Annotated in this window: 26 protein-coding genes; 10 read left to right on the forward strand and 16 right to left on the reverse strand. The window is 61.8% G+C overall.

Going from position 1 to position 26,991, the window contains the following annotated elements; all coding sequences use genetic code 11:
• Window positions 1–34: 34 nt before the first annotated feature.
• Complete coding sequence (locus C4K40_RS11425; RefSeq protein WP_053136486.1) at window positions 35–733, reverse strand: CoA transferase subunit A; 699 nt, start codon at window positions 731–733, stop codon at window positions 35–37.
• A 216-nt stretch (window positions 734–949) separates the two neighbouring features.
• On the opposite strand from C4K40_RS11425, the gene C4K40_RS11430 reads away from it, so the two are divergent.
• Complete coding sequence (locus tag C4K40_RS11430) at window positions 950–1,849, forward strand: LysR family transcriptional regulator (RefSeq protein ID WP_053136455.1); 900 nt, start codon at window positions 950–952, stop codon at window positions 1,847–1,849.
• Window position 1,850: 1 nt separating this feature from the next.
• Here C4K40_RS11430 and C4K40_RS11435 read toward each other — a convergent pair whose 3' ends face one another.
• The 9 genes from C4K40_RS11435 to C4K40_RS11475 all read right to left on the reverse strand — a co-directional run bounded on the left by C4K40_RS11435 (window position 1,851) and on the right by C4K40_RS11475 (window position 12,156).
• A complete protein-coding gene (locus tag C4K40_RS11435) occupies window positions 1,851–2,690 on the reverse strand; it encodes an NAD-dependent protein deacetylase (protein WP_053136452.1) in 840 nt (279 codons plus the stop codon).
• 144 nt (window positions 2,691–2,834) lie between these two features.
• Window positions 2,835–5,066 carry an LTA synthase family protein gene (locus tag C4K40_RS11440; RefSeq protein ID WP_053136449.1) on the reverse strand — a complete coding sequence of 744 codons (2,232 nt, stop codon included), beginning with the start codon at window positions 5,064–5,066 and terminating at the stop codon, window positions 2,835–2,837.
• 419 nt (window positions 5,067–5,485) lie between these two features.
• A complete protein-coding gene (locus C4K40_RS11445; protein WP_022641043.1) occupies window positions 5,486–5,926 on the reverse strand; it encodes a CBS domain-containing protein in 441 nt (146 codons plus the stop codon).
• Between the two features lie 206 nt (window positions 5,927–6,132).
• Entirely contained in the window at window positions 6,133–6,657 is a 525-nt protein-coding gene (locus C4K40_RS11450) for a DUF2867 domain-containing protein (protein ID WP_022641042.1), read from the reverse strand.
• 385 nt (window positions 6,658–7,042) lie between these two features.
• The gene (locus C4K40_RS11455; protein WP_053136446.1) at window positions 7,043–8,155 is read right to left on the reverse strand and encodes a polyamine ABC transporter substrate-binding protein; all 1,113 of its coding nucleotides are present in this window, start codon (window positions 8,153–8,155) and stop codon (window positions 7,043–7,045) included.
• Window positions 8,156–8,215: 60 nt separating this feature from the next.
• Entirely contained in the window at window positions 8,216–9,112 is an 897-nt protein-coding gene (locus C4K40_RS11460) for an ABC transporter permease subunit (protein WP_053136443.1), read from the reverse strand.
• Window positions 9,109–9,990, reverse strand: a complete 882-nt coding sequence (locus C4K40_RS11465; protein ID WP_162165130.1) for an ABC transporter permease subunit — start codon at window positions 9,988–9,990, stop codon at window positions 9,109–9,111. Before C4K40_RS11465 ends, C4K40_RS11460 begins: the two co-directional genes overlap by 4 nt.
• Before the next feature lie 41 nt (window positions 9,991–10,031).
• The gene (gene potA, locus C4K40_RS11470) at window positions 10,032–11,174 is read right to left on the reverse strand and encodes a polyamine ABC transporter ATP-binding protein (protein ID WP_053136440.1); all 1,143 of its coding nucleotides are present in this window, start codon (window positions 11,172–11,174) and stop codon (window positions 10,032–10,034) included.
• Window positions 11,175–11,400: 226 nt separating this feature from the next.
• Complete coding sequence (locus C4K40_RS11475) at window positions 11,401–12,156, reverse strand: gamma-glutamyl-gamma-aminobutyrate hydrolase family protein (RefSeq protein WP_053136438.1); 756 nt, start codon at window positions 12,154–12,156, stop codon at window positions 11,401–11,403.
• Window positions 12,157–12,415: 259 nt separating this feature from the next.
• Here C4K40_RS11475 and C4K40_RS11480 point away from each other — a divergent pair, with 259 nt between their 5' ends.
• From C4K40_RS11480 to C4K40_RS11515, 8 genes are all read left to right on the forward strand, one after another.
• On the forward strand, window positions 12,416–13,798 hold the full coding sequence (locus C4K40_RS11480; protein ID WP_124421294.1) for a glutamine synthetase family protein: 1,383 nt from the start codon (window positions 12,416–12,418) through the stop codon (window positions 13,796–13,798).
• 33 nt (window positions 13,799–13,831) lie between these two features.
• The gene (locus C4K40_RS11485) at window positions 13,832–15,322 is read left to right on the forward strand and encodes an aldehyde dehydrogenase (protein ID WP_022641036.1); all 1,491 of its coding nucleotides are present in this window, start codon (window positions 13,832–13,834) and stop codon (window positions 15,320–15,322) included.
• Between the two features lie 52 nt (window positions 15,323–15,374).
• Entirely contained in the window at window positions 15,375–16,655 is a 1,281-nt protein-coding gene (locus tag C4K40_RS11490) for an FAD-binding oxidoreductase (protein ID WP_053136437.1), read from the forward strand.
• 318 nt (window positions 16,656–16,973) lie between these two features.
• On the forward strand, window positions 16,974–17,522 hold the full coding sequence (locus C4K40_RS11495; RefSeq protein WP_022641033.1) for a cupin domain-containing protein: 549 nt from the start codon (window positions 16,974–16,976) through the stop codon (window positions 17,520–17,522).
• Window positions 17,523–17,936: 414 nt separating this feature from the next.
• Window positions 17,937–18,920, forward strand: a complete 984-nt coding sequence (locus tag C4K40_RS11500; RefSeq protein ID WP_053136434.1) for a DUF1852 domain-containing protein — start codon at window positions 17,937–17,939, stop codon at window positions 18,918–18,920.
• Window positions 18,921–18,946: 26 nt separating this feature from the next.
• Window positions 18,947–19,975 (forward strand): methionine synthase, encoded by a 1,029-nt coding sequence (locus tag C4K40_RS11505; protein ID WP_172681676.1) that lies wholly within the window; start codon window positions 18,947–18,949, stop codon window positions 19,973–19,975.
• Between the two features lie 103 nt (window positions 19,976–20,078).
• Entirely contained in the window at window positions 20,079–20,588 is a 510-nt protein-coding gene (locus C4K40_RS11510; protein ID WP_053136431.1) for a flavin reductase family protein, read from the forward strand.
• 115 nt (window positions 20,589–20,703) lie between these two features.
• Complete coding sequence (locus tag C4K40_RS11515; RefSeq protein ID WP_031321478.1) at window positions 20,704–21,357, forward strand: epoxyqueuosine reductase QueH; 654 nt, start codon at window positions 20,704–20,706, stop codon at window positions 21,355–21,357.
• Between the two features lie 332 nt (window positions 21,358–21,689).
• Here C4K40_RS11515 and C4K40_RS11520 read toward each other — a convergent pair whose 3' ends face one another.
• The 5 genes from C4K40_RS11520 to C4K40_RS11540 all read right to left on the reverse strand — a co-directional run bounded on the left by C4K40_RS11520 (window position 21,690) and on the right by C4K40_RS11540 (window position 25,317).
• Entirely contained in the window at window positions 21,690–22,403 is a 714-nt protein-coding gene (locus tag C4K40_RS11520; RefSeq protein WP_083456980.1) for a lecithin retinol acyltransferase family protein, read from the reverse strand.
• A gap of 75 nt (window positions 22,404–22,478) precedes the next feature.
• Window positions 22,479–23,039 (reverse strand): hypothetical protein, encoded by a 561-nt coding sequence (locus C4K40_RS11525; protein ID WP_022643704.1) that lies wholly within the window; start codon window positions 23,037–23,039, stop codon window positions 22,479–22,481.
• Window positions 23,040–23,144: 105 nt separating this feature from the next.
• Complete coding sequence (locus C4K40_RS11530) at window positions 23,145–23,306, reverse strand: DUF2986 domain-containing protein (RefSeq protein WP_083456979.1); 162 nt, start codon at window positions 23,304–23,306, stop codon at window positions 23,145–23,147.
• Window positions 23,307–23,389: 83 nt separating this feature from the next.
• Entirely contained in the window at window positions 23,390–24,049 is a 660-nt protein-coding gene (locus C4K40_RS11535; RefSeq protein WP_053136428.1) for a hypothetical protein, read from the reverse strand.
• Between the two features lie 89 nt (window positions 24,050–24,138).
• Window positions 24,139–25,317, reverse strand: coding sequence for a hypothetical protein (locus C4K40_RS11540; protein WP_124421295.1), 1,179 nt, complete (start codon window positions 25,315–25,317; stop codon window positions 24,139–24,141).
• Window positions 25,318–25,615: 298 nt separating this feature from the next.
• Here C4K40_RS11540 and C4K40_RS11545 point away from each other — a divergent pair, with 298 nt between their 5' ends.
• Window positions 25,616–26,122 carry a GNAT family N-acetyltransferase gene (locus C4K40_RS11545; protein ID WP_053136421.1) on the forward strand — a complete coding sequence of 169 codons (507 nt, stop codon included), beginning with the start codon at window positions 25,616–25,618 and terminating at the stop codon, window positions 26,120–26,122.
• Between the two features lie 114 nt (window positions 26,123–26,236).
• Here C4K40_RS11545 and C4K40_RS11550 read toward each other — a convergent pair whose 3' ends face one another.
• Window positions 26,237–26,986: an amino acid ABC transporter ATP-binding protein gene (locus C4K40_RS11550; protein WP_172681675.1), complete on the reverse strand. Its 750-nt coding sequence runs from the start codon at window positions 26,984–26,986 to the stop codon at window positions 26,237–26,239.
• Window positions 26,987–26,991 lie beyond the last annotated feature (5 nt).

A 26,991-nucleotide genomic window follows, 5' to 3' on the forward strand; every position in this document is an offset into this window, starting at 1 on the left:
TTATTGTCCTTTTAGTCGGGCTGGGGAAGGGCGATCACTTGCGCACGGTGCGCTGTTCGATGCGCTTCTCGAAGGTGCCGCAGATGACCCGGTCGACGTAGATGCCCGGGGTGTGGATCTGCGCCGGGTCCAGTTCGCCCGGCTCGACGATTTCTTCCACCTCGACCACGGTGATCTTGCCGGCGGTGGCCGCCAGGGGGTTGAAGTTCTGTGCGGTGTGGCGATAGATCACGTTGCCGAAGTGGTCGGCCTTCCAGCCCTTGACGATGGCGAAGTCGCCGGTGATGGACTCTTCCATCAGGTAGGTGCGGCCATTGAACTCGCGGGTCTCCTTGCCTTCGGCCACGGGAGTACCGACGCCGGTGGCGGTGAAGAAGGCCGGGATGCCGGCGCCGCCTGCGCGCATTTTTTCCGCCAGGGTGCCCTGGGGGGTCAGTACCACCTCGATCTCGCCGCTGAGCAGTTGCTGCTCGAACAGGGCGTTCTCGCCGACATAGGAGGCCACCACCTTGCTGATCTGGCGGTCTTCGAGCAGCACGCCCAGGCCGAAGCCGTCGACGCCGCAGTTGTTGGATACCACGGTCAGGTCGCGGGTCCCCCGGCGCTTGATCTCGGCGATCAGGTTCTCGGGAATGCCGCACAGGCCGAAGCCCCCGGCGATCACGGTCATGCCGTCTTGCAGACCTTCCAGGGCTTCCTCGTAGGACGCCACGCGCTTATCGAAACCTGCCATATGCACCATCCTCTTTCTTGTTCGTTGGCGGCTGGCCAGCCGTTGTGGGATCAGTGTTGCGCTATGGGATTGATTTGTTAAGTTGATTTTTAAGGTTGATTGATTTGAAAAACAGCATAATGCGCTGCAAGCTGCAAGCTGCAAGCTGCAAGCTGCAAGCTGCAAGCTGCAAGCTTATAGCTTGTGGCCTGTAGCTGCGCCTCCTGAGGATGATGGATGACGGTCAAACAGATAAGGGCCTTCCTGGCGGTGGCCCACAGCATGAGTTTCGCCCTGGCCTGTGAGCGCCTGCACCTCTCGCAGTCGGCGCTGAGCCTGACCATCAAGGCCCTGGAAGAGGGTCTGGGCGGACGCTTGTTCACCCGCAATACGCGCAACGTCGCCCTGACGCCCGAGGGCGAGGCGCTGTTGCCCCTGGCCCGGCGCCTGATCGCCGACTGGGACAACGCCGAGGACGAAATGCGCCAGCGCTTCACCTTGCAACGCGGACGGGTGACCCTGGCGGCCATGCCGTCCTTCGCCGGCAACCTGCTGCCGCCGATCCTCAAGCAGTTCCGGGCCCGCTACCCGCAGGTCAACGTCACGGTCAACGATGTGATCAACGAGCAGGTGCTGGAGATGGTTCGCGACCGCGAAGTCGAGCTGGGGGTGGCCTTCGAACCCCAGGACAGCACTTCGCTGGCGTTCACCCCGCTGTATGTCGATCGCTTCGTCGCCGTGGTGTCCCGGGAGTCGCCCCTGGCACAGCGCAGCGAGATCGACTGGCAGATGTTGTTGCAGGAGCCTTTCATCACCCTGCAGCGCCCCTCCACGGTGCGAGTCATGCTCGAGGAGCATCTGCGGGCCCAGGGCGTGCAGTTGCCGGTGGAGTTCGAGAGCCACCAGTTGGCGACCGTGGGCCGCATGGTCGCCAGCGGCCTTGGGGTGAGCGCGGTACCGGCCTTGTGTGCCGGGCAGATGCGTGAGCTGGGTGGGCACTGCATCACCCTCGGCGAGCCGGTAGTGGAGCGGGCCATCGGGGTACTGACCAAGCCGGGAGAGGAGCTGTCCACCGCGGCCCAGGCCTTGTTCGACATCCTGCGCGAGGCCAGGCTCGGCGAGCGCTTGCCTGCTTGACTCAGCCTTTCAGGCGCTCGGCCAGCCAGGGCAGGGCCTGGTCGCAGGGCTGCTCCAGCTTGAGGTCCAGCAACGCATCGGCGCGGGTCTTGCCGAAATTGATGGCCAGCAGCGGCTTGCCTTGCTCGACCACCGCCCGGCACAGGCGAAAGGCCGAGTAGGCCATCAGCGACGATCCCACCACCAGCAGGCCGCCGGCCTCATGTACCGCGCTCCAGGCCTCGGCGGCCGTGGGCGGGGCCACGTTCTCGCCGAAGAACACCACGTCGGGCTTGAGCCGCGCGCCTTGGCAGTGGGGGCAGTGGGGCACCTGGAAGCGTGCCTCGAAGGCCGGGTCCAGCAGGGTATCGCCATCGGGCGCCTGTACTGCGTCAACGCCGGCCAGGTACGGGTTCTGTGTCTCCAACTGTTGCTGGATGGTGTCGCGCTCGCTGCGCTGGTTGCAGTCCAGGCACAGCACCCAGTGCAAGCTGCCGTGGAGTTCGATGACCCCGGGGCTGCCGGCCTGGTCGTGCAGGGTGTCGACGTTCTGGGTGATCACCCCGGCGATCCGTCCTCTGGCCTGCAACTGCGCCAGGGCCGTGTGCGCGGCGTTCGGCCGGGCCTGGCGGATGCGCGGCCAGCCGAGCATGGCCCGGGCCCAGTAGCGCCGGCGGGCTTCGCTCTGGTTGAGGAATTCCTGGTACATCATCGGTTGCCGCCCACGGCGCACGCCTTCGTTGTCGCGGTAGTCGGGGATGCCCGAAGGGGTGCTGATACCGGCTCCGGTCAAGACCATGAAAGGCTGGGTGTCCAGGGCGGCGGCGAGTCGTTCCAGGGATGGCGCGGCGGGTTGGTTCATGCTCGGGGCTCGTTCAGGCAGGCCTGGTAGAAATAGCCGCAAAGCCGGCGTTGCGCCAGCGCCCGTCAGCAGGTGGCGGAACCTGGACCAGGTTCCGGATTACCGTGGGGCCTGCCGCAGGGCATGGGCAGGCCCGCCCGTGGATCAGCTGGAATGCTCGTTGTCGTCCTCCAGGGGCATGTCCACGTTGTTGTCTTCCTGGCCCGGCAGTTCGGTGATCACGCTGAAGTCGCTGACTTCCACGGCGCCCAGGCCATAGCCCAGCAGGTGGAAGGAGAATGCCTTGCGGGTCTGCGGGTTGTCGAAGCTGAAATCCATCTGCAGGGGCTGGTCCGGGGTCACCAGCATTTCGTCCGGCAGGCCCAGGGGCACGTCCTGTTCCAGTTCCTTGCCCTTGAGCAGGATGTAGGCGTTCTGCTGCGGATCGGCCGAGCGCACGGTGAAGCGCACCCGGGTCTGCGAGCCCTTGGGCATTTCCAGGTACTGGGCGCCGATCAGGTTGTCGGCCCAGTCGTCCTTGATCTGCGCTTGCAGCGGGATGATCGCCGGGCTGCCGAACTGGTAGTGCTGGTTCAGCGGCGATTGCAACAGGCTGCGGTCCAGGTTCGTGGCCCGGGCGCTGACCAGCCGGGCCCGCTGGCCGCCGTACTGGGTCAGGAAGCTGGCGCTGTCGGCGATGAAGCCGGGGCTGGCGTAGTTGCGGCAGCGCTGCTGGAAATCACACTCGGTGAAGGTGCCCTGGCCATCGTGGTAGCGCAGCTTGCCGTTGGTGTAGGACATGATTTCCCGGCCCCCGGCATAGTCGCGGAACAACGAGCGGCCGCTGAGGCTGGCGGGCACCGGCAGGGCGAAGTAGTCCAGCACCGAGGCGCTGAGGTCGACATGGCCATAGGTGCCGGACTTGATGTGCGGCAACAGTTGCTGGTCCGGGGCCAGCATCAGGTTGAAGCCCCAGGACGAGGCCAGGCGCACGCCGTCGATGCCGTGGGACTCATCGGACGTGATGATCACCAGGGTGTCCTTGAGCACGCCCTTGCGCTCCAGGCCCTCGAGGAAGTTGCCGATGGCGTCGTCCAGGTAACCGACCGCAGCCTGCTTGGGCGTGTCATAGCGTTCCAGGTACTCCTCGGGGGCCGAGTAGGGCTGGTGGGTGCCGACGGTCAGCAGGGTGAGCATCCACGGCTGCTTGTTCTTCTTCAGCTGGTCGATGTAGCCCAGGGCGCCTTCGAAGAACGCCTTGTCATCCTTGCCCCAGGGAAATTCCAGGTAATTGGGGTTATTGAACCATTCCAGGCCATGGGTCGAATCGAAGCCGATGTGCGGCATGATCTTGTCCTTGGCCATGAAGCGCAGGCCGGCACCCTGCAAGTAGTGGGTCTGGAAGCCGAACTTGTGCATCTGCGCCGGCAGGCAGGCCTTGTTGCGCTGGTTCTGGGTCAGCATCTCCACGCCCTTGGGCGTGCCGTTGTCCAGCTTGTCGTAGTCGCCGCAGAGCATGGCGTACAGGCCGCGGATGGTCTGGTGGCTGTGCAGTACGTAGTCGGGGGTGTTCATCCCGCGTTCGGCCCAGGCGCTGAGCTTGGGCATCAGGTTTTCCTGGTAGCGGCTATGCAGCGCTTCGCGGTTGGTCTTGATATAGGCGCCGGGAATGCCTTCCAGAGCGATCAGCAGCACGTTGCGCGCCCGGCCGGCGCTGGGCAGCAGCGGCTGGCCTTCGAGATCCAGGCTGGTCAGGCCGGCCATCTGCACTGGCGCGTCTGGGGCGTCGCCATCGAGCCAGTCTTCCACACGGATTTGCGCCTGGCCCACGGCAGTGGCCAGGGCCTGGTGCGGCAGGTTGAACAACTGCCATTGGTCAGCCTCGCTGGGCTTGAGGTACTGGATACCACCGTGGGCCAGCAGCAGCACCGCCGGCAGGCTCCAGGCGTGGCGAGGCAGGGCCGGCAGCGATACCCCGCGACTGCTGCGCTGCACCACCAGCCACAGCACCAGGCCCAGCAACAGCGCCAGGCCCAGCTCGGGGTGGGCCTGGCCGCCGCCAGTGGAGTTCTCGACGAATTGCGGGTCCACCAGGTAGTGCAGGTCGGAGACGTTGGGCATGCGGCCCACGGCGCTGACCAGCTCGGCGCTGACCAGGGTCAGCAGGGCCCAGATCACCAGCACAGGCAAGGCCAGCCACCAGCGTCGGCGGTACAGCAGCACGGTGAGCAGGCTGGCGCTGGCCAGGTCGGAAAGGTAGCCCAGCGGGTTGGACCAGCCCAGGGCCAGGCGCGCGCCCATGGGGATCAGCAACAGAAGGCCGAACAGGGTGCACAGGGGGGCAAGGGGGTGTTGTAGGCAACGACGGATAAAATTCACAGATAACCTGCCTGTCATCAAAGCTTCACGCAAATGTGCGCAATGGTAACAAGACCCGACGGCAAGTCCTGCCATAAATTGCCGGCGCGATGCTGATCCAGGAGGTGTTGCTGAACGCCCCAGTGCGCCACCAGGGAGCTGCAGGGCCCTGGAACAGGGGCTCGCGGGGCGCCTAGGGGCCGGGTATGCAGGCTGGATTTACTATTGCAGGTTGTTAAAAAAACGCATGGCCAGTGGCGGCGCTGCCGGCCGGCGAGGCAGGAGCATCACCCGTGCCAGGCAATCTGCGTCGTATGCCTGGGCCCGGGCTTGGCGAGTCCCGGGCAGGCAGATATCCCCGCTGCCCATGGCGTTGTCCGTGATAGGCAGGGTTGGCCAAGGCCTGCGCTGGTCCTCGGGGTGGTGGGAGGAGCCGAAGGTCCGGCCCCTGGAAAGCATCACTCGCCGCGGATGTACTGCTCCAGCTGGCGGATCAGGTCGGCCTGTTCGGCGATCGCTTCCTTGACCAGGTCGCCGATGGACAGCAGGCCCAGCAACTGGCCGTTCTCCACCACGGGCAGGTGGCGCAGGTGGTTGTCGGTCATGATGCTCATGCAGGTCTCGACATTCTGGTGCGAGTCCACGGTGATCACCGGCGAGCTCATGATCGCGCTCACCGGCGTGCCCACCGAGGAGCGCCCGTGCAGCACCAGCTTGCGCGCATAGTCGCGTTCGCTGATGACCCCGACCACTGCGCCGTTTTCCAGGACCGGCAAGGCGCCGACGTTTTTCTCGGCCATCAGCATCAGGGCTTCCAGCACCATCTGCTGCGGGGCGATGGTGTGCACTTGCTGATGGTGCTTAGCCTTGAGTTTCAGCAGTTCTGCGACGCTCTTCATTGGGGCGCTCCGGTTGTTCTGCAGGGGGCGGCGCCGGCCGCCCCAAGGTGGGTTTCTACAGAATCGTAGAGACTGGGCCGGCCGGCAAGGCTGAAAGCGGCAGATAGACGGCGAAAAACGTCAATCGGCAGGATTTTTCTGCTGCCTTGCCAGGAAAAGTCCCGCCTGGCCTTGGCATCGGGCGCTCCAATCCTGGGCGCAGCGGTTCAGCAGCGGTTGATATTGGCCAGGGTCATGGGCGCGATGATCCGGTGAAAGGGCGCTACCGGCAGCATGTACAGGCGCCCCAGCAGGTTGTGCGGGTGCACCACGGTGGACAGCACCACTGGGCGTTGCCCGTCGTCGTTCAGGGGCAGGCGATTCAGGGACAGGTACACGTCCAGGTGCTTGTCGCGGTCCACCACCAGCACTTCGTCGGGCGTCTGCGACACCAGGGTGAAGATGCCGACCCGCTGGCCCGGCTGGTAGTTCTCATCGGCTCGTGCCAGGTCGATACGGGTCAGGCGCCCCAGATCCTTGAGGCCGACCAGCTGCACCACGCGATTACGCAGGGCCATCATCCGGTCGATCCAGGCCGGGGTCCGGCTCATCAGACCCAGCAGGTGGCGCATGGCGCTGCGCTCGGGGTCGTCGGCCAGCACTTGTCGGCAATCGATGAAGCTTGCCCCGACGGCCAGGTTGGCGATGCTGGATGGGCTGGGTACTGGGCAAGGCTGGACGGCGGTATGCATCGATACGATTCCCTGTAGGTCATGACGGCGTCTGGTGGCGCGCGGCAAAAATACCATTGTGCTATGGCCGCTGCCGAGCCTGCGAGGTTGCGACAAGGTCGAGCCTCGGCGGCCGCTACGCGCCCGTGTGCAGCCTGCGGCAGCGGCTACACGAAGCGACCTCGAGGCCTCCACTGCACCCGTCAATGGCCGCAACGCCCAGCAAGACTTGGGCAGTGGCTGTGCGCAGAAGGTGACAGGCAGCATGAAAAAAGGCGCCCGCAGGCGCCAAGGATTCACCCCAACCGAGGGAGCCGGGTGAAGCCGTTCGCAGGAGTGTCGCGGTGGTAAGGCGCGACGTGAACGGAAGAGGGAGGGCGCCGGTGGGAGCACGGGCGCCGGAACATCACTTGCCCAACTTGATCCGGGTCCAGCCGCGGTTCATCACGCGCTGGATCGGGATCGGCTGGTCGGGCACCGCATACAGGGTGGCCAGTACGTCCTGGGGCGGGTAGGAGGCCGGATCGTTGCGGATCGCCTCGTCCACCAGCGGTGTGGCGGCGGCATTGGCGTTGCTGTAGCCCAGGCTGTTGGTGACCTCGGCGATGATGTCCGCGCGCATCAGGAAGTTCATGAACAGGTAGGCGTTGTCGACGTTGGTGGCGTCCTTGGGAATCGCCATCATGTCGTAGAAGCTGCCGGCGCCTTCCTTGGGAATGCTGAAGGCGACTTTCTCCTTGTTGCCCGCTTCTTCGGCGCGCGAGCGAGCCTGCAGCACGTCGCCGGAGTAACCCACGGCCACGCAGATGTTGCCGTTGGCCAGGTCCGAGATGTACTTGGAGGAATGGAAGTAGGTCACCGACGGGCGGATCTTCATGAACAGCGCCTCGGCCTCGAGGATCTGCGCCTTGTCCTTGCTGGCCGCCGGGTAGCCCAGGTAGTGCAGGGCGGCCGGGAGCATCTCGGTGGGCGAGTCGAGGAAGCTGATGCCGCAGGCCTTGAGCTTCTCGGCGTTCTCGGGCTTGAACAGCAGGTCCCAGGAGTTGACCGGTGCGTCGCTGCCCAGGGCCGCCTTGACCTTGTCCGGGTTGTAGCCGATGCCGATCGAACCCCACATGTAGGGGAAGGCATGGGCATTGCCCGGGTCGCTGGCGGAAGCGTTCTTGAGCAGCACCGGGTTGAGGTTCTGCCAGTTGGGCAGCTTGGACTTGTCCAGTTGCTGGTAGACCCCGGCCTTGATCTGCTTGGCCAGGAAGCTGTTGGACGGTACTACGATGTCGTAGCCCGACTTGCCGGTCAGCAGTCGCGCTTCCAGGGTCTCGTTGCTGTCGAAGACGTCGTAGGTCACGTGGATGCCGGTCTCGGCCTCGAACTTCTTCAGGGTGTCCGGGGCGATGTAGTCCGACCAGTTATAGACGCGCAGCACTTTGTCGCCAGCTTGGGCGCCGGCGACCAGGGCGCCGGTCAGGGACAGTGTCAGCAGCAGTTTGGCGGACCATATCCTGCCAGGCATTTTCATCACGACAACTCCATTCTTATTCTCAAAACGGCCGCCGGGGCGGCCTTGTCACACAAGGGTTCAAGCCGTCGCCGGCTCCCGCTTGGCCTGCGGCCTGGCGGGTGTGGGGCTCCACGCTTCGTTGGCCGTGAACTCCATGGCCTCCTGGATCGCCCGCTTGCGGGCCTCCTCGGCGCGCCGGCCGAAGTACCAGACCAGGAAGGTCACCAGCGATACCGCCAGCAAAATCAGGCTGGCCACGGCGTTGATCTCCGGCTTGACCCCCAGGCGCACCGCCGAGAAGACTTCCATCGGCAAGGTGGTGGAGCCCGGGCCGGACACGAAGCTGGCCAGCACCAGGTCGTCCAGCGAGAGGGCGAAGGACATCATGCCGCCCGCCGCCAGGGACGGCGCGATCATCGGGATGGTAATCAGGAAGAACACCTTGAAGGGCCGCGCTCCCAAGTCCATGGCCGCTTCTTCGATGGACAGGTCCAGTTCACGCAGGCGCGCGGAGACTACCACGGCTACGTAGGCTGCGCAGAATGTCGTGTGGGCGATCCAGATGGTGGCGATCCCACGCTCCATGGGCCAGCCGATCAATTGCGCCATGGCCACGAACAGCAGCAACAGCGACAGGCCGGTGATCACCTCGGGCATCACCAGCGGCGCGGTGACCAGGCCGCCGAACAGGGTGCGGCCCTTGAAGCGGGTGACCCGGGTCAGCACGAAGGCCGCCAGGGTACCCAGGGCCACCGCCGCCACGGCGGTGTAGCAGGCGATTTCCAGGGAGCGCAGTACCGAGCCCATCAGTTGCTGGTTGTCCAGCAGGCCCACGTACCATTTCACCGACCAGCCGCCCCAGACCGTCACCAGCTTGGAGGCGTTGAACGAGTAGATCACCAGGATCAGCATCGGCAGGTAGATGAACGACAAGCCGAGCACCAGCATCAGTTTGGAAAATTCAAAGCGTTTCATGCCCGTCCCTCCATCTCTTTGGCCTGGCTGCGGTTGAACAGCAGGATCGGCACGATCAGGATCGCCAGCATCACCACCGCCAGGGCCGAGGCCACCGGCCAGTCGCGGTTGTTGAAGAACTCCTGCCACAGCACGCGGCCGATCATCAGGGTTTCCGGGCCACCCAGCAGTTCCGGGATCACGAATTCGCCCACCACCGGGATGAACACCAGCATGCAGCCGGCGATGATGCCGTTCTTGGCCAGGGGCACGGTGATCTTCCAGAAGCTGTTGAAGTTGCTCGAACCCAGGTCGGCGGCGGCTTCCAGCAGGCTCTGGTCATGCTTGACCAGGTTGGCGTACAGCGGCAGCACCATGAACGGCAGGTAGGCGTAGACCACGCCGATGTACACCGCGAGGTTGGTGTTGAGGATCTCCAGCGGCTGGCTGATCAGCCCGGTCCACAGCAGGAAGCTGTTGAGCAGGCCGTTGTTGCTCAGGATGCCCATCCAGGCATAGACGCGGATCAGGATCGCGGTCCAGGTCGGCATCATGATCAGCAGCACCAGCACGTTCTGGGTTTCCTTGCTGGCCCGGGAGATGGCGTAGGCCATGGGGAACCCCACCGCCAGGCACAGCAGGGTGCTGATCAGCGCCACCTTCAGCGAGCCCAGGTAGGCCGAGAGGTACAGCTCGTCGCTGGCGAGCATGGCGTAGTTGCCCAGGTTCAGCAGCAGCTGGAATTTCTGTTCGGCGTAGGCATAGATCTCGGTGTAGGGCGGGATCGCCAGGGCTGCTTCGGAGAAGCTGATCTTCATCACCAGGAAGAACGGCAGCATGAAGAACAGGAACAGCCAGAGGAAGGGAATGCCGATCACCAGCTTGCGGCCAGTGGGCAGCATGCGCAGCAGTTTGCGGTCCAGGGTCATGGTCGAGGTCCTCATGCGCGCAGTACCACGCCGCTGTCGTCTTCCCACCAGACGTAGACTTCGTCATCCCAGGTCGGCCGGGCGCCGCGGCGTTCGGCGTTGGCCATGAACGACTGGACGATCTTGCCGCCGGGCAGCTCGACGTAGAACACCGAGTGGCCGCCCAGGTAGGCGATGTCGTGGACCTTGCCCCGGGACCAGTTGTAGCGCGACTCCGGCTTGAGGGTGGTGACCAGCATCTTCTCCGGGCGGATGGCGTAGGTCACCGACTTGTCCTGGACCGAGGTGCTGACCCCATGGCCGACGTAGATCTGCTGCGCCAGGTCCGGGCAGTCGATAATGGCGTAGCCTTCCAGGTCTTCGGTGACGGTGCCTTCGAAGGCGTTGACGTTGCCGATGAACTCGCACACCAGGCGGCTCACCGGGGCCTCGTAGATGTCCACCGGGCTGCCGGTCTGGGCGATCCAGCCCAGGTGCATGATGGCGATGCGCTGGGCCATGGTCATGGCTTCTTCCTGGTCGTGGGTCACCATCACGCAGGTCACGCCTACGCGCTCGATGATCTCCACCAGCTCCAGTTGCATCTGCGAGCGCAGCTTCTTGTCCAGGGCGCCCATGGGCTCGTCGAGCAACAGCAGCTTCGGCCGCTTGGCCAGGGAGCGGGCCAGGGCCACGCGCTGGCGCTGGCCACCGGAGAGCTGGTGCGGCTTGCGCTTGGCGTACTGGGTCATGTGCACCAGCTTGAGCATCTCGCCGACCCGGGCGTCGATCTCGTCTGCCGGCAAACGGTCCTGCTTGAGGCCGAAGGCGATGTTCTGGGCCACGGTCATGTGGGGGAACAAGGCATAGGACTGGAACATCATGTTGATCGGTCGTTCGTAGGGCGGCATGTCGGTGATGTCCACGCCATCCAGCAAGATGCGTCCCTCGGTGGGCCGCTCGAACCCGGCGAGCATGCGCAGCAGGGTGGACTTGCCGGAGCCGGAACCGCCCAGCAGGGCGAAGATCTCACCCTGGTGGATCTCCAGGGACACATCGTCCACGGCTACGGTTTCGTCGAACTTCTTGGTCACGCGGTCGATCTTCACCAGAACCTTCTGCGGGCTCGGGTGGCCTTCGAGGGCCTTCCGGTAAGTGCTGGAGGCGTTTGCCATGTGAAACTCCCAACAGATATCAGCGGCCCGGCCAATTCGGCCCGGCCTAAAGGTTGATTGCCAGCCCGGGGGCGGGCTGATTCGGCGCCGCCTCCCTGGCGGCCTGACGCTATTTGTTGTTGTGGTCTTGCCGTTTGCCGCTCACGCCGAATGTGGGGCGCGCACGAGGGCACGCGCCATGGGGCAGGGCGTGTTGTTACAGGTGCAAATGCGCGACGCGCAGGGCTTAGCGGCGCTGTGCGGCTCGTTGCCGGCAGGCGTCGCCGAAGGCCTGGAAGATCCGCAGGTAGGCCGGGTTCGACAGCACCTGCCATTCCGGGTGCCACTGCACGCCGAAGGCGAAGGCCTTGCTGTGTTCCACCGATACCGCCTCGATCAGGCCGTCCGGCGCCACGGCCTCGACCCGCAGGCCCGGAGCCAGGCGATCGATGCCTTGGCTGTGGATCGAGTTGACCTGGATCTCGCCATCCAGGCCCATGGCCGCGAAGACCCCACCGGGCTGGATCGCCACCGGGTGCGCGGGGGCGTACTGCACCTCGATACGCGGATCGTCGGCTTCGCGGTGATCGAGAAAGCCCGGCAGCTCGTGGACCTTCTGGTGCAGGCTGCCACCGAAGGCCACGTTCATTTCCTGGAAGCCGCGGCAGATACCGAGCACCGGCACGCCGGCGGCGACGGCCGCACGCAGCAGGGGCAGGGTGGTGGCATCGCGTTGCGGATCATGGGCGGTACCCGGTTCGCTGGGCGGGCCCTGATAGTGGAAGGGTTCGACATTGGATGGCGAGCCGGTGAACAACAGCCCGTCCAGGTTGTGCAGCAGATCCTGGATATCGACCAGGTCCGCCAGGGAAGGAATGACCAGGGGCAGGCCTTCGGCCGCGACGCTGACCGCACGCAAGTACTTGTCGCCGCTGACGTGGTAGGGATGCAGACCGATCTCTTTGACGCACGCAGTAACGCCGATCAATGGCTTGAATGCCATTTTTATCACCTCGAAATTCACGCTGGAACGAGTTTTTCCAGAGCTTATCCTCGTTGATTTTAATTAACAACTTCCATGTAAAAAATTCTAAACGCATTTCATCTGAAAGCCTTGATTGGCGCAGGTGCTGAGGCTTATTTGGTTTTTATGGGGCAAAATAATTAACGAATCGGCGCCCTGCGGGGCTATTGACTTCGGTTTTTCTTTCGGATTGACTGCTGGTGCGTCACCGCAGTGAACATAATAATTAACACGATAGGTGCATCATGTCGGTCCCCCGCGTGCCATTCAGCTCAATGAAGCCAACGCCTTCCTGAAAAAACATCCCGAGGTTCTCTACGTCGATCTGCTGATTGCGGACATGAACGGTGTGGTGCGCGGCAAGCGCATCGAGCGTACCGCCCTGCACAAGGTCTATGAGAAGGGCATCAACCTGCCGGCCTCGCTGTTTGCCCTGGATATCAACGGCTCCACGGTGGAAAGCACCGGCCTGGGCCTGGACATCGGCGACGCCGACCGCATCTGCTACCCGATCCCCGGCACCCTGAGCGTCGAGCCCTGGCAGAAGCGCCCCACCGCGCAGTTGCTGATGACCATGCACGAGATCGAGGGCCAGCCGTTCTTCGCCGACCCCCGCGAAGTGCTGCGCCAGGTGGTGAGCAAGTTCGACGAACTGGGCCTGACCATCTGCGCCGCCTTCGAGCTGGAGTTCTACCTGATCGACCAGGACAACGTGAACGGCCGGCCGCAATCGCCGCGTTCGCCGATCTCCGGCAAGCGCCCGCAATCGACCCAGGTCTACCTGATCGACGATCTGGACGAATACGTCGACTGCCTGCAGGACATCCTCGAAGGCGCGAAAGAGCAGGGCATCCCCGCCGACGCCATCGTCAAGGAAAGCGCCCCGGCGCAGTTCGAGGTCAACCTGCACCATGTGTCCGACCCGATCAAGGCCTGCGACTACGCGGTGCTGCTCAAGCGCCTGGTGAAGAACATCGCCTACGACCATGAGATGGACACCACCTTCATGGCCAAGCCTTACCCGGGCCAGGCGGGCAACGGCCTGCACGTGCACATCTCGATCCTCGACAAGCAGGGCAACAACATCTTCGCCAGTGAAGACCCCGAGACCAATGCGGCCCTGCGCCATGCCATCGGCGGCGTACTGGATACCCTGCCGGAGCAGATGGCCTTCCTGTGCCCCAACGTCAACTCCTACCGCCGTTTCGGCGCCCAGTTCTACGTGCCGAACTCGCCGACCTGGGGCATCGACAACCGCACCGTGGCCGTGCGCGTGCCCACCGGTTCGCCGGACGCGGTGCGTATCGAACACCGAGTGGCTGGTGCCGATGCCAACCCCTACCTGCTGATGGCCTCGGTGCTGTCGGGCATCCACCACGGCCTGACCAACCAGATCGAACCCGGCCCGGCCATGGAGGGCAACGCCTACGAGCAGAGCGAGCCGAGCTTGCCGAGCAACCTGCGCGACGCCCTGCGTGTGCTGGACGACAGCGAGGTGATGGCCAGGTACATCGACCCGATGTACATCGACGTGTTCGTGGCTTGCAAGGAAAGCGAGCTGGCGGAGTTCGAGAACTCCATCTCCGACCTGGAATACAACTGGTACCTGCACACGGTCTGACGGCCGTGTGTCTTCGCGCGTTGAGTATTCGCCATGACTAGATCCCGCAGCGATTGGGAGCAGCGCTTCCAATCCCTCACCCTGGAAGGTCGCGCCTTCATCGACGGCCAGTACTGCGCTGCCCAGGGCGGCGCCACTTTCGAATGCCTGAGCCCGGTGGACGGGCGCTTCCTGGCCAATGTCGCCAGTACCGACCAGGCCGATGCCGATCATGCCGTGGCCGTGGCACGCCAGGCCTTCGCCAGCGGCGTGTGGTCGGGCAAGGCCCCGGCCGAGCGCAAGCGCATTCTGATCCGCTTTGCCGAGCTGATCCTCGAGCACCAGGAAGAACTGGCGCTCCTGGAAACCCTGGACATGGGCAAGCCCATCAGCGATTCCCTGGCCATCGACATCCCGGCCACGGCCAATGCCATCCGCTGGAATGCCGAAGCCATCGATAAGCTCTACGACGAAGTGGCGGCCACGCCCCACGATCAGTTGGGCTTGGTGACCCGCGAGCCTTCGGGGGTGGTGGCGGCCATCGTGCCGTGGAATTTCCCGCTGATCATGGCCAGCTGGAAGTTCGCCCCGGCCCTGGCGGTGGGCAACTCGTTCATCCTCAAGCCTTCGGAAAAGTCGCCGCTGACCGCGATCCGCATCGCCCAGCTGGCCCTGGACGCGGGCATTCCCAAGGGCGTGTTCAACGTCCTGCCGGGCTACGGCCACACCGTGGGCAAGGCCCTGGCCCTGCACATGGACGTGGACGTGCTGGCCTTCACCGGCTCCACCGCGGTGGGCAAGCAACTGTTGCAGTACTCCGGCCAGAGCAACATGAAGCGGGTATGGCTGGAGGCTGGTGGCAAGAGCGCCAACGTGGTGTTCGCCGATGCACCCGACCTGGGCGAAGCGGCCCGAGCGGCGGCTGCGGCGATCGCCTTCAACCAGGGCGAAGTCTGTACTGCCGGCTCGCGGCTGCTGGTGCAGGCGTCGATCCGCGAGCAGTTCCTGCCGTTGCTGGTGGAGGCGCTCAAGGCCTGGCAGCCCGGGCATGCGCTGGACCCGGCCAGCCGCGTCGGCGCCGTGGTGGATGAGCGCCAGCTGGACAACGTGCTGCGCTACATCGGCATCGGCCGGGAGCAGGGCGGGCGACTGTTGGCCGGTGGTGCGCGCACCCTGCAAGGCACCGGCGGCCTGTATGTCGAGCCGACCGTCTTCGACGGTGTGACCAACGCCATGACCATCGCCCGCGAGGAGATCTTCGGCCCGGTGCTGGCGGTGATCGAGTTCGACAGCGAGGAACAGGCGTTGCAGATCGCCAACGACAGCATCTTCGGCCTGGCCGCTGCCGTATGGACCCGCGACCTCAGCCGCGCCCATCGCTTCGCCCGGGGCCTGCGCGCCGGCAGCGTATGGGTCAACCAGTACGACGGCGGCGACATGACCGCGCCGTTCGGTGGCTTCAAGCAGTCGGGCAATGGCCGCGACAAGTCGCTGCATGCCTTCGACAAGTACACCGAGCTCAAGGCGACCTGGATCAAGCTCTAAGACCTATAACAACGGCAGGGCGGTCGAGCCGCACCTGCTGGGGAACTACGACATGCAAACCTACGTGAACAGCTATTACGCGGCGACCCGCAACCGGACCGTCGACTACCCCGAGCTCGACCAGTTGGTGGAGTGCGATGTCTGTGTGATCGGCGCCGGCTATACCGGCCTGTCCTCGGCGCTCTTCCTGGCCGAGGCCGGCTACAGCGTCACCGTGCTCGAGTCGGCCAAGGTCGGCTTCGGCGCCAGCGGGCGCAACGGCGGGCAACTGGTCAACTCCTACAGCCGCGACGTGGATGTGATCGAAGAGCGCTACGGGGAAAAGAGCGCCGAGGTGCTCGGCAGCATGATCTTCGAAGGCGCGGACATCATTCGCCAGCGCATCCAGCACTACGATATCCAGTGCGACTACCGTCCTGGCGGTATCTTCGCCGCCCTGAACCCCAAGCAGCTCAAGGGCCTGGCCGAGCAGAAGCGCAACTGGGAACGGTTGGGCAACCACAACCTCAAGCTGCTGGACAAGGCGCAGATCGACCACGAAGTCGGTACCCGCAACTACGTCGGCGGCTTGCTGGACATGCAGGGCGGGCATATCCACCCGCTGAACCTGGCCCTGGGCGAGGCCAGCGCCTTCATCGGCCTGGGCGGCAAGATCTTCGAGCAGTCGGCGGCCCTGGAAATCACCTACGGCGAGCCCAACGTGGTGCGCACCGCCAAGGGCGTGGTCCGCGCCAAGTACCTGCTGATCGCCGGCAACGCTTACCTGCAGCAGGACCTGGACCCGCGGGTGACCCGCAAGAGCATGCCCTGCGGCTCGCAGATCGTCGTCACCGAGCAGCTGCCGGAACCACTGGTCCGCAGCCTGATCACCAACAATTATTGCGTGGAAGACTGCAACTACCTGCTGGACTACTTCCGCCTAACCGGTGACAACCGCCTGCTGTACGGCGGCGGGGTGGTCTACGGTGCCCGCGAGCCCAACGACATCGAGCAACTGATCCGGCCGAAGATCCTCAAGACCTTCCCCCAGCTCAAGGACGTGAAGATCGACTACCGCTGGACCGGCAACTTCCTGCTGACCATGTCGCGCATGCCGCAATTCGGCCGGATCGAGAAGAACGCCTACTACATGCAAGGCTATAGCGGCCATGGCGTGACCTGCTCGCACCTGGCCGGCAAGCTGATCGCCGAGATGATTCGTGGCGATGCCGAGCGCTTCAACGCCTTCGCCTCGCTGCCGCACATGCCAATGATCGGCGGCCGCACCTTCCAGGCGCCGCTGACCGCCATGGGCGCTGCCTATTACGCCCTGCGTGACCGTTTCGGCATCTAATCTGAAAGGATGCATGAGCATGGCACTGCGCGCTCCTGTTCTATGTAGGAGCGCAGCTTGCTCGCGATGAGCGATGACGCGGTTTGCCAGGCACCACGCGTCGACAGGCTTGTTGCCGCTTCGCGGTCGAACGCAGGACCTCCCAGGCCCCGAAAATCCACCGTAAAATCCCCGTAAACCCCTTGTCGCCAGCCTTTACAGCACCGCCGTCAAACATGTTTAAATAGCCGCCTTTCCGGCTCCAGGGGCAGCCAGATCGCGATTTTCGCGACCCAACCGCCACACGATTCCCTCCAGTTCCTCTCACATAAGGCTGTTATGGACACGGGCACCCGACTCAAACTCGTTCGCGAAAGCTACAACCTCTCCCAGCGCGAGCTGGCCCGGCGTAGCGGCGTTACCAATGCCACCATCTCCCTGATCGAACAGAATCGCGTCAGCCCCTCCGTCAGTTCCCTGAAAAAGCTGCTGGAAGGCATTCCCATGTCCCTGGCCGACTTCTTCACCTTCGACCAGCCGCCCCGTGAGCACCAATACGTATTCCGTGCCAGCGAACAACCGGACCTGGGCCGTGACGGCCTGCGCCTGTTGATGGTCGGCGCACCCCTGGCCAACCGGCAGATGCGCTTTTTGCGCGAGCAGTACGCCCCGGGCGCCAGCTCCGGCGAAGAGCCGATCGTGCACAACGAAGGCGAGGAGTGCGGCCTGGTGATCCGTGGCACCGTGGAACTGACGGTGGATGGCCAGGTGAGCGTGCTCAATCCGGGCGATGGTTACTACTTCCCTACCACCTTGCCCCATAGCTTCAGGAACATTGGCCAGGATGAGGCCGAGATCATCAGTGCCAACACCCCGGCGAACTTCTAAGCAGGCAGGGCACTGATCCGGCATTGCCTGCTGTAACCCCGCTCGAGCCCGCGCCCATGTGCCGCGGGCTTTTTTGTGCCCTGGCAAACACCCGTCGGGTGCCGTTGCAGCGCTTGTGGTGGGGATGCTGTCGCCTGCGCTGGGATTGCCCCAGGCAATGGCGTTGCGCGCTGCAGGGGGGGCTAGGCCCCCGTGCTGCAGAACTTCTGCGGTTGGCCGTATAACGCATCATGAAGATGGCTAAAGACTCAGTGAAATCAATTCATTTTCACTCAATCATTCAGTTTGCATAAAATACATGCAACTTGTGAGTGTCGCAAAGAATATTAAGTGAAGCCGGACAATAAATTGGAATTAATCAAGGTCCGATTAATTGCCTCTGGTTTGCCTCTTCTTTTAGGGTGTCGGATTGAAATGAGTAGAGAATTTTTATTTTCGATTAAAAGCATTTCTTTTGACGAGAATTATCAACCCTCCGAAAATACACGGATCACTACCAATTTCGCTAACTTGGCCAGGGGTAATAGTCGCCAAGAGAACTTGCGCAATACCTTGAGAATGATAGATAACCGTTTCAATGCCTTGGCGCACTGGGATAACCCCAAGGGTGATCGTTATTCCGTTGAGCTTGAAATCATCTCTGTCGCGATGAATCTTGGTGTCGGCAATAGCGGTGATTCCCTGCCGCTGATTGAAATACTGAAAACCAATATTCTCGATCGACAGACCAATGTGCGTACCGAAGGCATTGTCGGCAATAACTTCTCGTCTTATGTGCGAGATTATGACTTTAGCGTGCTGTTGTTGGGGCACAATAATGGGCGGCCAGATTTTAGCACTCCGGAAAACTTCGGTGACCTGCATGGCAACCTCTTCAAGTGCTTTGTGAACTCCAGTGCGTACAAGCAGAATTTCAACAAGCCGCCAGTCATATGCCTGAGTGTTTCGAGTAGCAGAACCTATCATCGGACTGAAAACAATCATCCTGTATTGGGTGTGGAATACCAACAGGATGAATATTCCCTGACGGATGAATATTTCAACAAGATGGGGTTGAAGGTTCGCTATTTCATGCCGCCGAACAGTGCTGCGCCCCTAGCCTTTTATTTTTCCGGCGATTTGCTCGATGACTACACTAATCTTGAGTTGATCAGCACCATCAGCACGATGGATACCTTTCAAAAGATTTACCGGCCTGAAATCTACAATGCAAACTCTGTGGCAGGAAAATCCTATCAGCCAAGCCTGAAGAATCAGGACTATTCATTGACCCGAATTGTCTACGACCGAGAAGAGCGCAGTCGCTTGGCCATTGAACAGGGACAATTTGTCGAGGAGCACTTCATCAAGCCCTACCAAGGCATTCTCGAGCAGTGGTCCGCAAATTACGCCCTTTGAATGATAAAAATACAAGGTTATCTATTGTGAAGAAATTGCTCCCTACCTCAACCGCTGGCAGCCTGCCCAAACCTTCCTGGCTGGCACAACCAGAGAAACTCTGGTCACCTTGGAAGTTGCAAGGCGAAGAGCTGGTCGAGGGTAAGCAGGATGCTTTGCGCTTGTCATTGCAAGAGCAGCAGCAGGCAGGCATTGATATCGTCAGTGATGGCGAACAAACCCGCCAGCACTTCGTCACCACCTTTATTGAGCATCTGGACGGTGTCGATTTCGAGAAGCGCGAGACCGTCAGGATTCGTGATCGCTATGACGCCAGCGTGCCGACGGTCGTGGGTGCGGTCACTCGCCAAAAACCGGTATTTGTCGAAGATGCCAAGTTCTTGCGCCAGCAAACCAAGCAACCCATAAAGTGGGCCCTGCCAGGTCCGATGACGATGATCGATACGCTTTATGACAGCCACTATAAAAGCCGCGAGAAACTGGCTTGGGAGTTCGCCAAGATCCTCAATCAAGAGGCCAGGGAGCTTGAGGCTGCTGGTGTCGATATCATCCAGTTCGATGAGCCTGCGTTCAATGTCTTCTTCGATGAGGTGAACGAGTGGGGCGTTGCCACATTAGAGCGCGCTATTGAAGGCCTCAAATGTGAAACAGCGGTACATATCTGCTATGGCTATGGCATAAAAGCCAATACAGACTGGAAAAAGACGCTGGGGTCAGAGTGGCGGCAATATGAAGAAGCCTTTCCCAAGCTGCAGAAATCCAGCATCGATATAGTTTCACTGGAGTGCCATAACTCCCATGTGCCGATGGACCTCATAGAACTCATTCGCGGTAAAAAGGTGATGGTAGGCGCTATCGACGTCGCCTCCAACGTCATTGAGACTCCAGAAGAAGTAGCCAACACGCTGCGAAAAGCACTGCAGTTCGTCGATGCCGACAAGCTCTATCCTTGCACCAACTGCGGCATGGCGCCTTTGTCTCGAAAAGTAGCGAGAGGCAAGCTGGGCGCTTTGAGCGCAGGTGCGGAAATCGTCCGAAGAGAACTTTCGAACTAGTGCTTAGCTGGTGCCGCAAGGAATGCCAAAGGGGCGGTGGTAGCTCAAGCTACTTCAACCGTCCTTGGCACTTTCGTACGGCACCCAATATTCAGGTCCTGATATGCCATTCCCTAGTACTGCTATCGAACCTATGAGCTTTCGCGAAGCGCTCGGGCACTACGCATCCGGTATCACGGTGATTACCTCCCACATCGATGGCGAACCGATTGGTTTCACTTGCCAGTCGTTCTACAGCGTCTCGATGAGCCCGCCGCTGGTGTCGTTCAGCGTCATGTCCAACTCGGCCAGCTACCCAAAAATTCGCCAGGCCGGCCGGTTCGTCGTCAATATCCTCTCAGGCGAACAGGTCAGTATTTCCAACCAGTTCGCTCGCCGTGGCACGGACAAATGGCGCGGAGTCCAATGGCAGGAGTCACCGCTGGGTAATCCCATCATTGCCGGTAGCCTGCACTGGCTGGATTGCGAAATTCATGCCGAACACGCTGCAGGCGATCATCTGATCGTGATTGGTGAAGTGAAGGCATTGAACTTGCAAGAAGCTGCCGCCACGCAGCCATTGCTGTACTTCAAGGGGCAGTATTGCAACATCGCCGCACACAGCACGGTTTGAGCATCTATCTGCGCGGAGCGCTTCACGCATCCAGCGACGTTTGCCTAAAGGTTGCCGGAGCACATCATCGTGCTCTGGTTTTTTCATCTGGGCGATCTATCCAGGACATCCCCCAATGCCAGACTTCAAAAGGCCTCGGCTGAGCCTTCCCAATGGTGCGCAGAAGTTGCTGTTGCACTCCTGCTGCGCTCCCTGTTCGGGAGAGGTGATGGAGGCGATCAGCGCCTCGGGCATCGACTACACCATCTTCTTCTATAACCCCAACATTCATCCCGAACGGGAATACCTATTGCGCAAGGACGAGAACATTCGCTTTGCCGAAGATCACAATGTGCCGTTCATCGATGCCGACTATGACAAAGACAACTGGTTCGAACGGGCCAAAGGCATGGAGCATGAGCCCGAACGTGGCACGCGCTGCACCATGTGCTTCGATATGCGCTTCGAACGCACTGCGCTCTACGCCTATGAAAACAACTTCAGGGTGATTTCCAGTTCCCTGGGTATCTCGCGCTGGAAAGACATGAAGCAAATCACCGATAGCGGCATCCGCAGCGCGCAAAAGTATCCGGGGATCACCTATTGGGATTACAACTGGCGCAAGGGCGGTGGTTCGGCGCGGATGATCGAAATCAGCAAGCGCGAACGTTTCTACCAGCAAGAGTACTGTGGTTGCATCTACTCACTGCGCGATACCAACCACCACCGCAAGGACCAGGGACGAGACATCATCCGCATTGGCGTCAAGTACTACGGGGACGATGAATGATCGAGCCTTCGTTTACGTCGCGAAGATTGTTCCCAAGCCTTCAGAAGATGCAGCGGATGCGGAGCTTTACTATAAAGACAATCACCCCAAGCTGGATTCCGCCATGCGCGCTTGAAGCAAGGTACTCATCAGTACTTAGCTGCTCGATATCCCTAACTGGGCTCAGCGATACTTCGGTGGGGTTGAAACTTGACGATAAAGCGTTGCCCCAGGATGAACGTCGAGCCTGGGTGATGTGGAGCTAGCCCTGACGATACGAAAGAACGCGACGCCTGGATCGCCTGTTGGTTGGACAGGGCTCTCGAACTAGAGGGTTCCTGTCCCGTGGTTCGTTACCAGTCCGTAATCCAGTCCCAGATGCTACTGACCACATAAGCCGCACCTGCCGCGACTGCTACTGTTGCCACCGCCGGAGCAAGGGCTGTCCCGCCGGCCAGCCCCGCCACGCCAAGTCCTGCAGCAGCCATGCTGGAAACTCCACTAGTGGCAGCGAAACCAGCAACGGTGCCGACTGCTCCCTTGGCCATGGCCTGGCCGGCCAATGAGCGGGCCATATGGTTAGTTGCGGTCCTGGTTGCCTGTCCGGCCAGCATCTGGCGTGCAGCGGTCGTTGCTCCTTTGCCGAGCAGGGCCTTGGTGGTTTGCCCTGCGGCCTGCTTCGCGGCCTGGCGCCCCAGCAAGTGGGTCGTGGCTGCTGCGCCCAGTCGTTGCCTTGCTGCCTCGACTTGTTTGCTGGAGTGCCGATCGGTGGCGCACCAAGTGGCGAAATGCTCGCAGTTGTTGAACAGCAGGTTGTATTGATCTTCGCCCAGTCGCGAGCGAGCCCGGCGGCAGATCTCGGGGCCGCGGAAATAGACCTTCTTGTAAGTCCTGGTTCTGGCTTGCTTGCCTTGCAGGAAAGCTTCCAGGCTGGTCGATTCGATACAGCCCTTATGCAGGCCCGAACCCATGCCGGAATAGTGGATCACGCGATTCCTGCCGACAAAGATCCCGTGGTGGGTATAGAGGCCTCGACCAACAATCAGATGAGTTCCGGTGGGGTACATGTCCAATAGTGCTCCAGTTGTGTGCTTTACCAGCGGTCCTTGCAAGCATCCCGGCCTTGATCCTCGCCACCCAAGCTATGCCGGAATCTCCAACTGCTCATAGGCATACAGCCAATACAGGGTTCTTTGGTTGTCGAAGGTCTTGACCTCGACTACGCCGCGATCGTCTGGCAGCCAACTGTTGTCCCAGGCCCGGGTGCTGTCTTCCATCCGCCACCAGCTGACGATGTTCTTATGCCAGGTTTCGGCCAGTATCAGGCGATAGACCGTGCGCGCCTTGGTGGAAGGGGCGACGAACTTCTCCAGGACCGGAGCCAGGTTCTCCGTCCCCATGCGCTGGAAGTCGATACGCAGTTGCGCGGCTTTTTTCGGCGTGAACAGGCGCTTGGCCTCGACAAAGAACACGCGCTCCTTGTCGAACAGCATGCAGTCGATCCGATACTCATAGCGCTGTGTCAGTGGGTTGAGAAACGGCACTTCCATGAAGGCATGGGCGTTGTTGCGTGCGCCAAAGGCATTGGCCAGTTGAAAGGTGAGGTTGCGTTCGTTCATGCCATTGCGGCCATAGGAGGGGTAGAACGCACTCAGGCTATCGGCGAAGTTCTGTGCGGCTTGCTGGATTACACGGTTGATCACTCGACTCACATCATCCCTCTGTCGTTGTCCGTAAATCGTCTGGCCCTGGCGTCAGTGTCCTCGAGCATGGCTGGCGGCATGCGCTGCGGCACCAGGGCATTTCACTCAGTTCTGGGCAGCGGCCTGGGCCTCACGGGCGGCTTCCTCGGCCAGCTTCAAGCGGTCAGCCTTGCAGATGTACTTGGGCTTGTTTTTCGGTGCCAGCTTGGCTTTGGCTTTCTTGGCGTGGGCGTCCAGCAGCTGCTTGATTTTCTTGCGACGGTTCATCGTTCTCTACCTGGGGGACAAGCGCGCGGATGATATCAGCTTGAGCTGGATCCCTGGGCGCGCTTGGGTTGCCGCGTGTCGTCTCAGCAGCCTGGGCCCTTGAGGTCGGTGCCTATGGTGACCGCGGTGACCTGGACCTTTTCAAAGGCTTTCTGGGCTGCGGCGGCGTATTTCTGGTCGCAGTTGAAGCGCGTTTCCATCACATAGTCCTCGCCTTCGGCCTTTTGCATCTGGCTCGCCCATTGGTCGGCGGCGTTGATCGCGGCATCCGAGACCAGCGTCACTTCCAGCATTACCTGCTTGAAGTCCACGGCATGGGGTCCTTCCCACAGCGCATAGACCGAAGGGTCCGCGGCGTTGCCGCACATGCTCAGGCAGTCGGCGCTATAGCTCAGGCCGCCGCCGGATGAAGCCTCGAAGGCGCCCAGGGTCAGAGGCTGGCCGGGAGCAGGGGCATAGGTACCGATGAACTGGGTCAGGTCGGCCTGGCATTTGGGGCCCAGCTCCATGCGCAGGGCGCTGACCTTGCCGCCTTCTACCGTTGCGGTGATCTGGCAACCCTGGACCTTGAACACATGGGCGTTGCCGTTGGATTCCCGGGGGATTCCGGCGATCGATTCGAAGTAGCGCTGGTTGGTGCCCAGCATGTCGCCGGTGAAGACCTCGGCCACGGAGGCGGCGTGGGCCACGTCGAGCGACAGCGCCAGGGTGGCGGCACAAAGGCTGTAGAGCGCCTTGTTCATGGAAGCGTCCTTTCAATTGAGAGACCAATACCTGTGGTCATCGACAGGTGGATCGGGACGCGAGTGTAGCAGGCGCGCGCCGGTGTATTTCAATGGGGACTGTGATCGGTATGGGGGTCATACCAGATCTTGTTGACGTAGCACTTGGACTTGTTGTTGCCCACTTCGTCGGAGGAGTACGCCTGAAGGGATTTCGCTGTGGAGGCGATGGTATCCAGCCGCGCCTGATACTCCGCCAGTTGCGGTTGGGTGAGCATCTCGAAGCTTTTCACTTGCTCCAGGCCTTGTGCCAGGGCCTGGCCGCGAGCGGTCAGGGAGTACCCCAGGTTGCAGGAGTGGACGCGCTGGCTGGTATTGCCCGAGGCAAGTTTCCTGGCGTTGGACAGATCCGCCTCGGCACTTGCCAGGTACCTTTCCTGTTCCGACAGACGAACCTTGGCCTTCTCGATCCGGGAGGTGGAAACCAGAAGCAGTTGATCGCTCAGGAACAGCATCTTGCCGAGTGCTTGTTCGTATTCCTGGACGTTGTAGGTATTGACCAGGCCCAGGAAGGAAGACTTTCGCTCGATGCTGGGCTTGAAGCTGGCGAAGCGTTCTTCTGCCCTGGTCACGGCAAGATCCTGTCGCGCCGCGGAGCTCAGGTTGTCCTTGAGGGTCTTGTAGACCAGGGCATAGCAATCTTCGGAACGTGTGCACATGTCCCGCAGCCTGGCCCAGAGGATGTAGGACTCGCTGGCCTGTCCTCGCAGTCGGGTCATTTCCCTGCCGGTTGCACTGGTCCTACCCTCGGCGCATACCACTGTGCGTGCGCTGGCATCGTAATCGGCATAGACGGTCGTGAAGTCATCGGCGGTTGTCTTGTAGGAGAAGTCCTTTCTTATTTCTATCAGTGCGTCCTTCATGTCCTTGACGTCGTTGGGGGTGAATCCCAGTACCTGTTTCAAGCCCTTGCCCGCTCCGTAGCCTGCGCCGGTAGCGGCACACGAGAGCTCGTCCACGGCATTGCGCACGGTTTCGTTCACTTTATCGAGGTATCCATAGACGCTTCGGTCGGTGCGATCGAGGATCTTGAACACCTCGGTGCGCACATCGGCGGGCAGCGCCTTGATGACCGCCAAGGTCTCCTTGTCGACCCCGGCGGTTACTTCGAAACCCAGGGTCGCTTTCAATTCCCCCAGGAAGGCGGAGCTCGTGCCTGGCAGGCCCAGCAAGATCGTGGCCCCCAGCGCCGTTGAAACCGTCCTGAATACTGCTGCATGTTTTGGCATTTGAACTCCTTGTAGGAAGACAGGCTGACCAGCTTGACCCTGCATCTGAACCATGAGCCTGGGCAGCGCAATGCTATCAAAGCGCCAGGTTTCGCCGAGAAGCGTAGGTGCAAACGGTGGGAAAGCCATCGCGGGCAAAAAATATACCTGGCCCCCGTATTAAGTACCTCGAGTGCCGGGATACTTCGGGTCAAGCTGGATAACGCGGCGGCCCTTGCTTGCAATCGACCCTGGGCCCATGGTTCATGCCTGGTTGGAGTCGGCAGCGACGAGCTGACCATTGAAAAGGAGCTGCGGGGTGATTTCGACGCGTTCGATAAAGGCCAATGAATGGCCGCAATACCGGGATATGCGCCTGCGGGCGCTGGAGGATTCACCGGATGCTTTCGCCAGCACCCTTGAGGACGAAGCGGTGCGGACGGACGAGGAGTGGGCGGCACGTATCGCTGCAGGCCTGGCTGGCGGCAATGACCTGCCGTTGTTCGCCTTCAAGGGGAGCCAGGCCTGTGGCCTGGTCTGGTGCAAATTGCCGGTCGCCGAAAGCGCGGTAGCCGATATCTACCAGATGTGGGTCGATCCGGCTTGCCGTGGCCTCGGGGCCGGCGCTGCCTTGCTCGAGCAGGTACTGGCCTGGGCCCGGGGCAAGGGCGCGCGGCGGATTCGGCTGGGGGTCACCTATGCCCAGACGCCAGCCATGCATTTGTACCAGGCCTGTGGTTTTCGCCCCGTGGGTGCGCTCGAGCCATTGCGCGCGGGTTCTAGCCTGATGTCCCAGGCCATGGAGTTGGAGCTCGCTGCGCTGTGAAACACCGGTGAGCCGAGTCCGGGTCGGGCGGTGCCCGGCCCATCCTGTTGCGCCAGGCAAACGGTCAAGACCATTGGCCTGGCGCAACAGCTGCTGGCGAAGCGGCCTGGCAATCTATCGATCGTGCAGGTGCTTTTTCAGGAAGAGGCGAGTCCGTTCCTGCACCGGGTTCTGCAGGATCTCCCGGGGTGTTCCCTGCTCGACCACCACGCCACCGTCCATGAAGACGATCCGGTCGGCGACCTCGCCGGCAAAGCGCATTTCATGGGTGACGATCAGCATGGTCATGTGTTCGGCGGCGAGCTGCTGCATTACCTGGTTGACCTCTTCGACCAGCTCCGGGTCCAGCGCCGAGGTCGCTTCGTCAAACAGCATCACCTTGGGGCGCATGGCCAGCGCCCTGGCGATGGCCACCCGTTGTTTCTGCCCGCCGGACAGGCGCGAGGGGTATTCGTCGAGCTTGTTGGCCAGGCCCACTTTCTCCAGGTACTCCATGGCCAGCTCACGAGCCAACGGCTTGGTGAGCCCCTTGAGCTTGATCGGGCCGATGGCGATGTTTTCATGGACGGTCAGGTGCGGGAACAGGTTGAAGTGCTGGAACACCATGCCCATCTGCTGGCGCACGCTATTGATGTGCTGCTCGAAGGCCCGGCCTTTCAAGGGTCGGTTGACCTGTTCGCCTTCGAGCCAGATCTGGCCGTCGTCAAGCACCTCAAGGTGATTGATCGAGCGTAGCAGGGTGCTCTTGCCCGAGCCGCTGGGGCCGATGATGGCGATGATCTGCCCGCGCGCGACGGACAGGTCGATGCCCTTGAGGACTTCCAGCGCCCCATAGGCCTTGCGCGCCCCCTTGACTTGGATCATGAGCT

This window comes from Pseudomonas sp. CMR5c, from assembly GCF_003850545.1.
GTDB classification, from domain to species: domain Bacteria; phylum Pseudomonadota; class Gammaproteobacteria; order Pseudomonadales; family Pseudomonadaceae; genus Aquipseudomonas; species Aquipseudomonas piscis.

Excerpts from the sequence above, each read along its gene's own strand:
- C4K40_RS11510 (WP_053136431.1), top strand. The coding sequence starts at position 20,079 with ATGCCATTCCCTAGTACTGCTATCGAACCTATGAGCTTTCGCGAAGCG.
- C4K40_RS11435 (WP_053136452.1), bottom strand. The coding sequence starts at position 2,690 with ATGAACCAACCCGCCGCGCCATCCCTGGAACGACTCGCCGCCGCCCTG.
- C4K40_RS11430 (WP_053136455.1), top strand. The coding sequence starts at position 950 with ATGACGGTCAAACAGATAAGGGCCTTCCTGGCGGTGGCCCACAGCATG.
- C4K40_RS11425 (WP_053136486.1), bottom strand. The coding sequence starts at position 733 with ATGGCAGGTTTCGATAAGCGCGTGGCGTCCTACGAGGAAGCCCTGGAA.
- C4K40_RS11535 (WP_053136428.1), bottom strand. The coding sequence starts at position 24,049 with ATGAACAAGGCGCTCTACAGCCTTTGTGCCGCCACCCTGGCGCTGTCG.
- potA (WP_053136440.1), bottom strand. The coding sequence starts at position 11,174 with ATGGCAAACGCCTCCAGCACTTACCGGAAGGCCCTCGAAGGCCACCCG.
- C4K40_RS11530 (WP_083456979.1), bottom strand. The coding sequence starts at position 23,306 with ATGAACCGTCGCAAGAAAATCAAGCAGCTGCTGGACGCCCACGCCAAG.
- C4K40_RS11490 (WP_053136437.1), top strand. The coding sequence starts at position 15,375 with ATGCAAACCTACGTGAACAGCTATTACGCGGCGACCCGCAACCGGACC.
- C4K40_RS11460 (WP_053136443.1), bottom strand. The coding sequence starts at position 9,112 with ATGAAACGCTTTGAATTTTCCAAACTGATGCTGGTGCTCGGCTTGTCG.
- C4K40_RS11550 (WP_172681675.1), bottom strand. The coding sequence starts at position 26,986 with ATGATCCAAGTCAAGGGGGCGCGCAAGGCCTATGGGGCGCTGGAAGTC.
- C4K40_RS11475 (WP_053136438.1), bottom strand. The coding sequence starts at position 12,156 with ATGGCATTCAAGCCATTGATCGGCGTTACTGCGTGCGTCAAAGAGATC.
- C4K40_RS11500 (WP_053136434.1), top strand. The coding sequence starts at position 17,937 with ATGAGTAGAGAATTTTTATTTTCGATTAAAAGCATTTCTTTTGACGAG.
- C4K40_RS11440 (WP_053136449.1), bottom strand. The coding sequence starts at position 5,066 with ATGACAGGCAGGTTATCTGTGAATTTTATCCGTCGTTGCCTACAACAC.
- C4K40_RS11450 (WP_022641042.1), bottom strand. The coding sequence starts at position 6,657 with ATGCATACCGCCGTCCAGCCTTGCCCAGTACCCAGCCCATCCAGCATC.
- C4K40_RS11520 (WP_083456980.1), bottom strand. The coding sequence starts at position 22,403 with ATGTACCCCACCGGAACTCATCTGATTGTTGGTCGAGGCCTCTATACC.
- C4K40_RS11515 (WP_031321478.1), top strand. The coding sequence starts at position 20,704 with ATGCCAGACTTCAAAAGGCCTCGGCTGAGCCTTCCCAATGGTGCGCAG.
- C4K40_RS11455 (WP_053136446.1), bottom strand. The coding sequence starts at position 8,155 with ATGAAAATGCCTGGCAGGATATGGTCCGCCAAACTGCTGCTGACACTG.
- C4K40_RS11445 (WP_022641043.1), bottom strand. The coding sequence starts at position 5,926 with ATGAAGAGCGTCGCAGAACTGCTGAAACTCAAGGCTAAGCACCATCAG.
- C4K40_RS11495 (WP_022641033.1), top strand. The coding sequence starts at position 16,974 with ATGGACACGGGCACCCGACTCAAACTCGTTCGCGAAAGCTACAACCTC.
- C4K40_RS11485 (WP_022641036.1), top strand. The coding sequence starts at position 13,832 with ATGACTAGATCCCGCAGCGATTGGGAGCAGCGCTTCCAATCCCTCACC.
- C4K40_RS11540 (WP_124421295.1), bottom strand. The coding sequence starts at position 25,317 with ATGCCAAAACATGCAGCAGTATTCAGGACGGTTTCAACGGCGCTGGGG.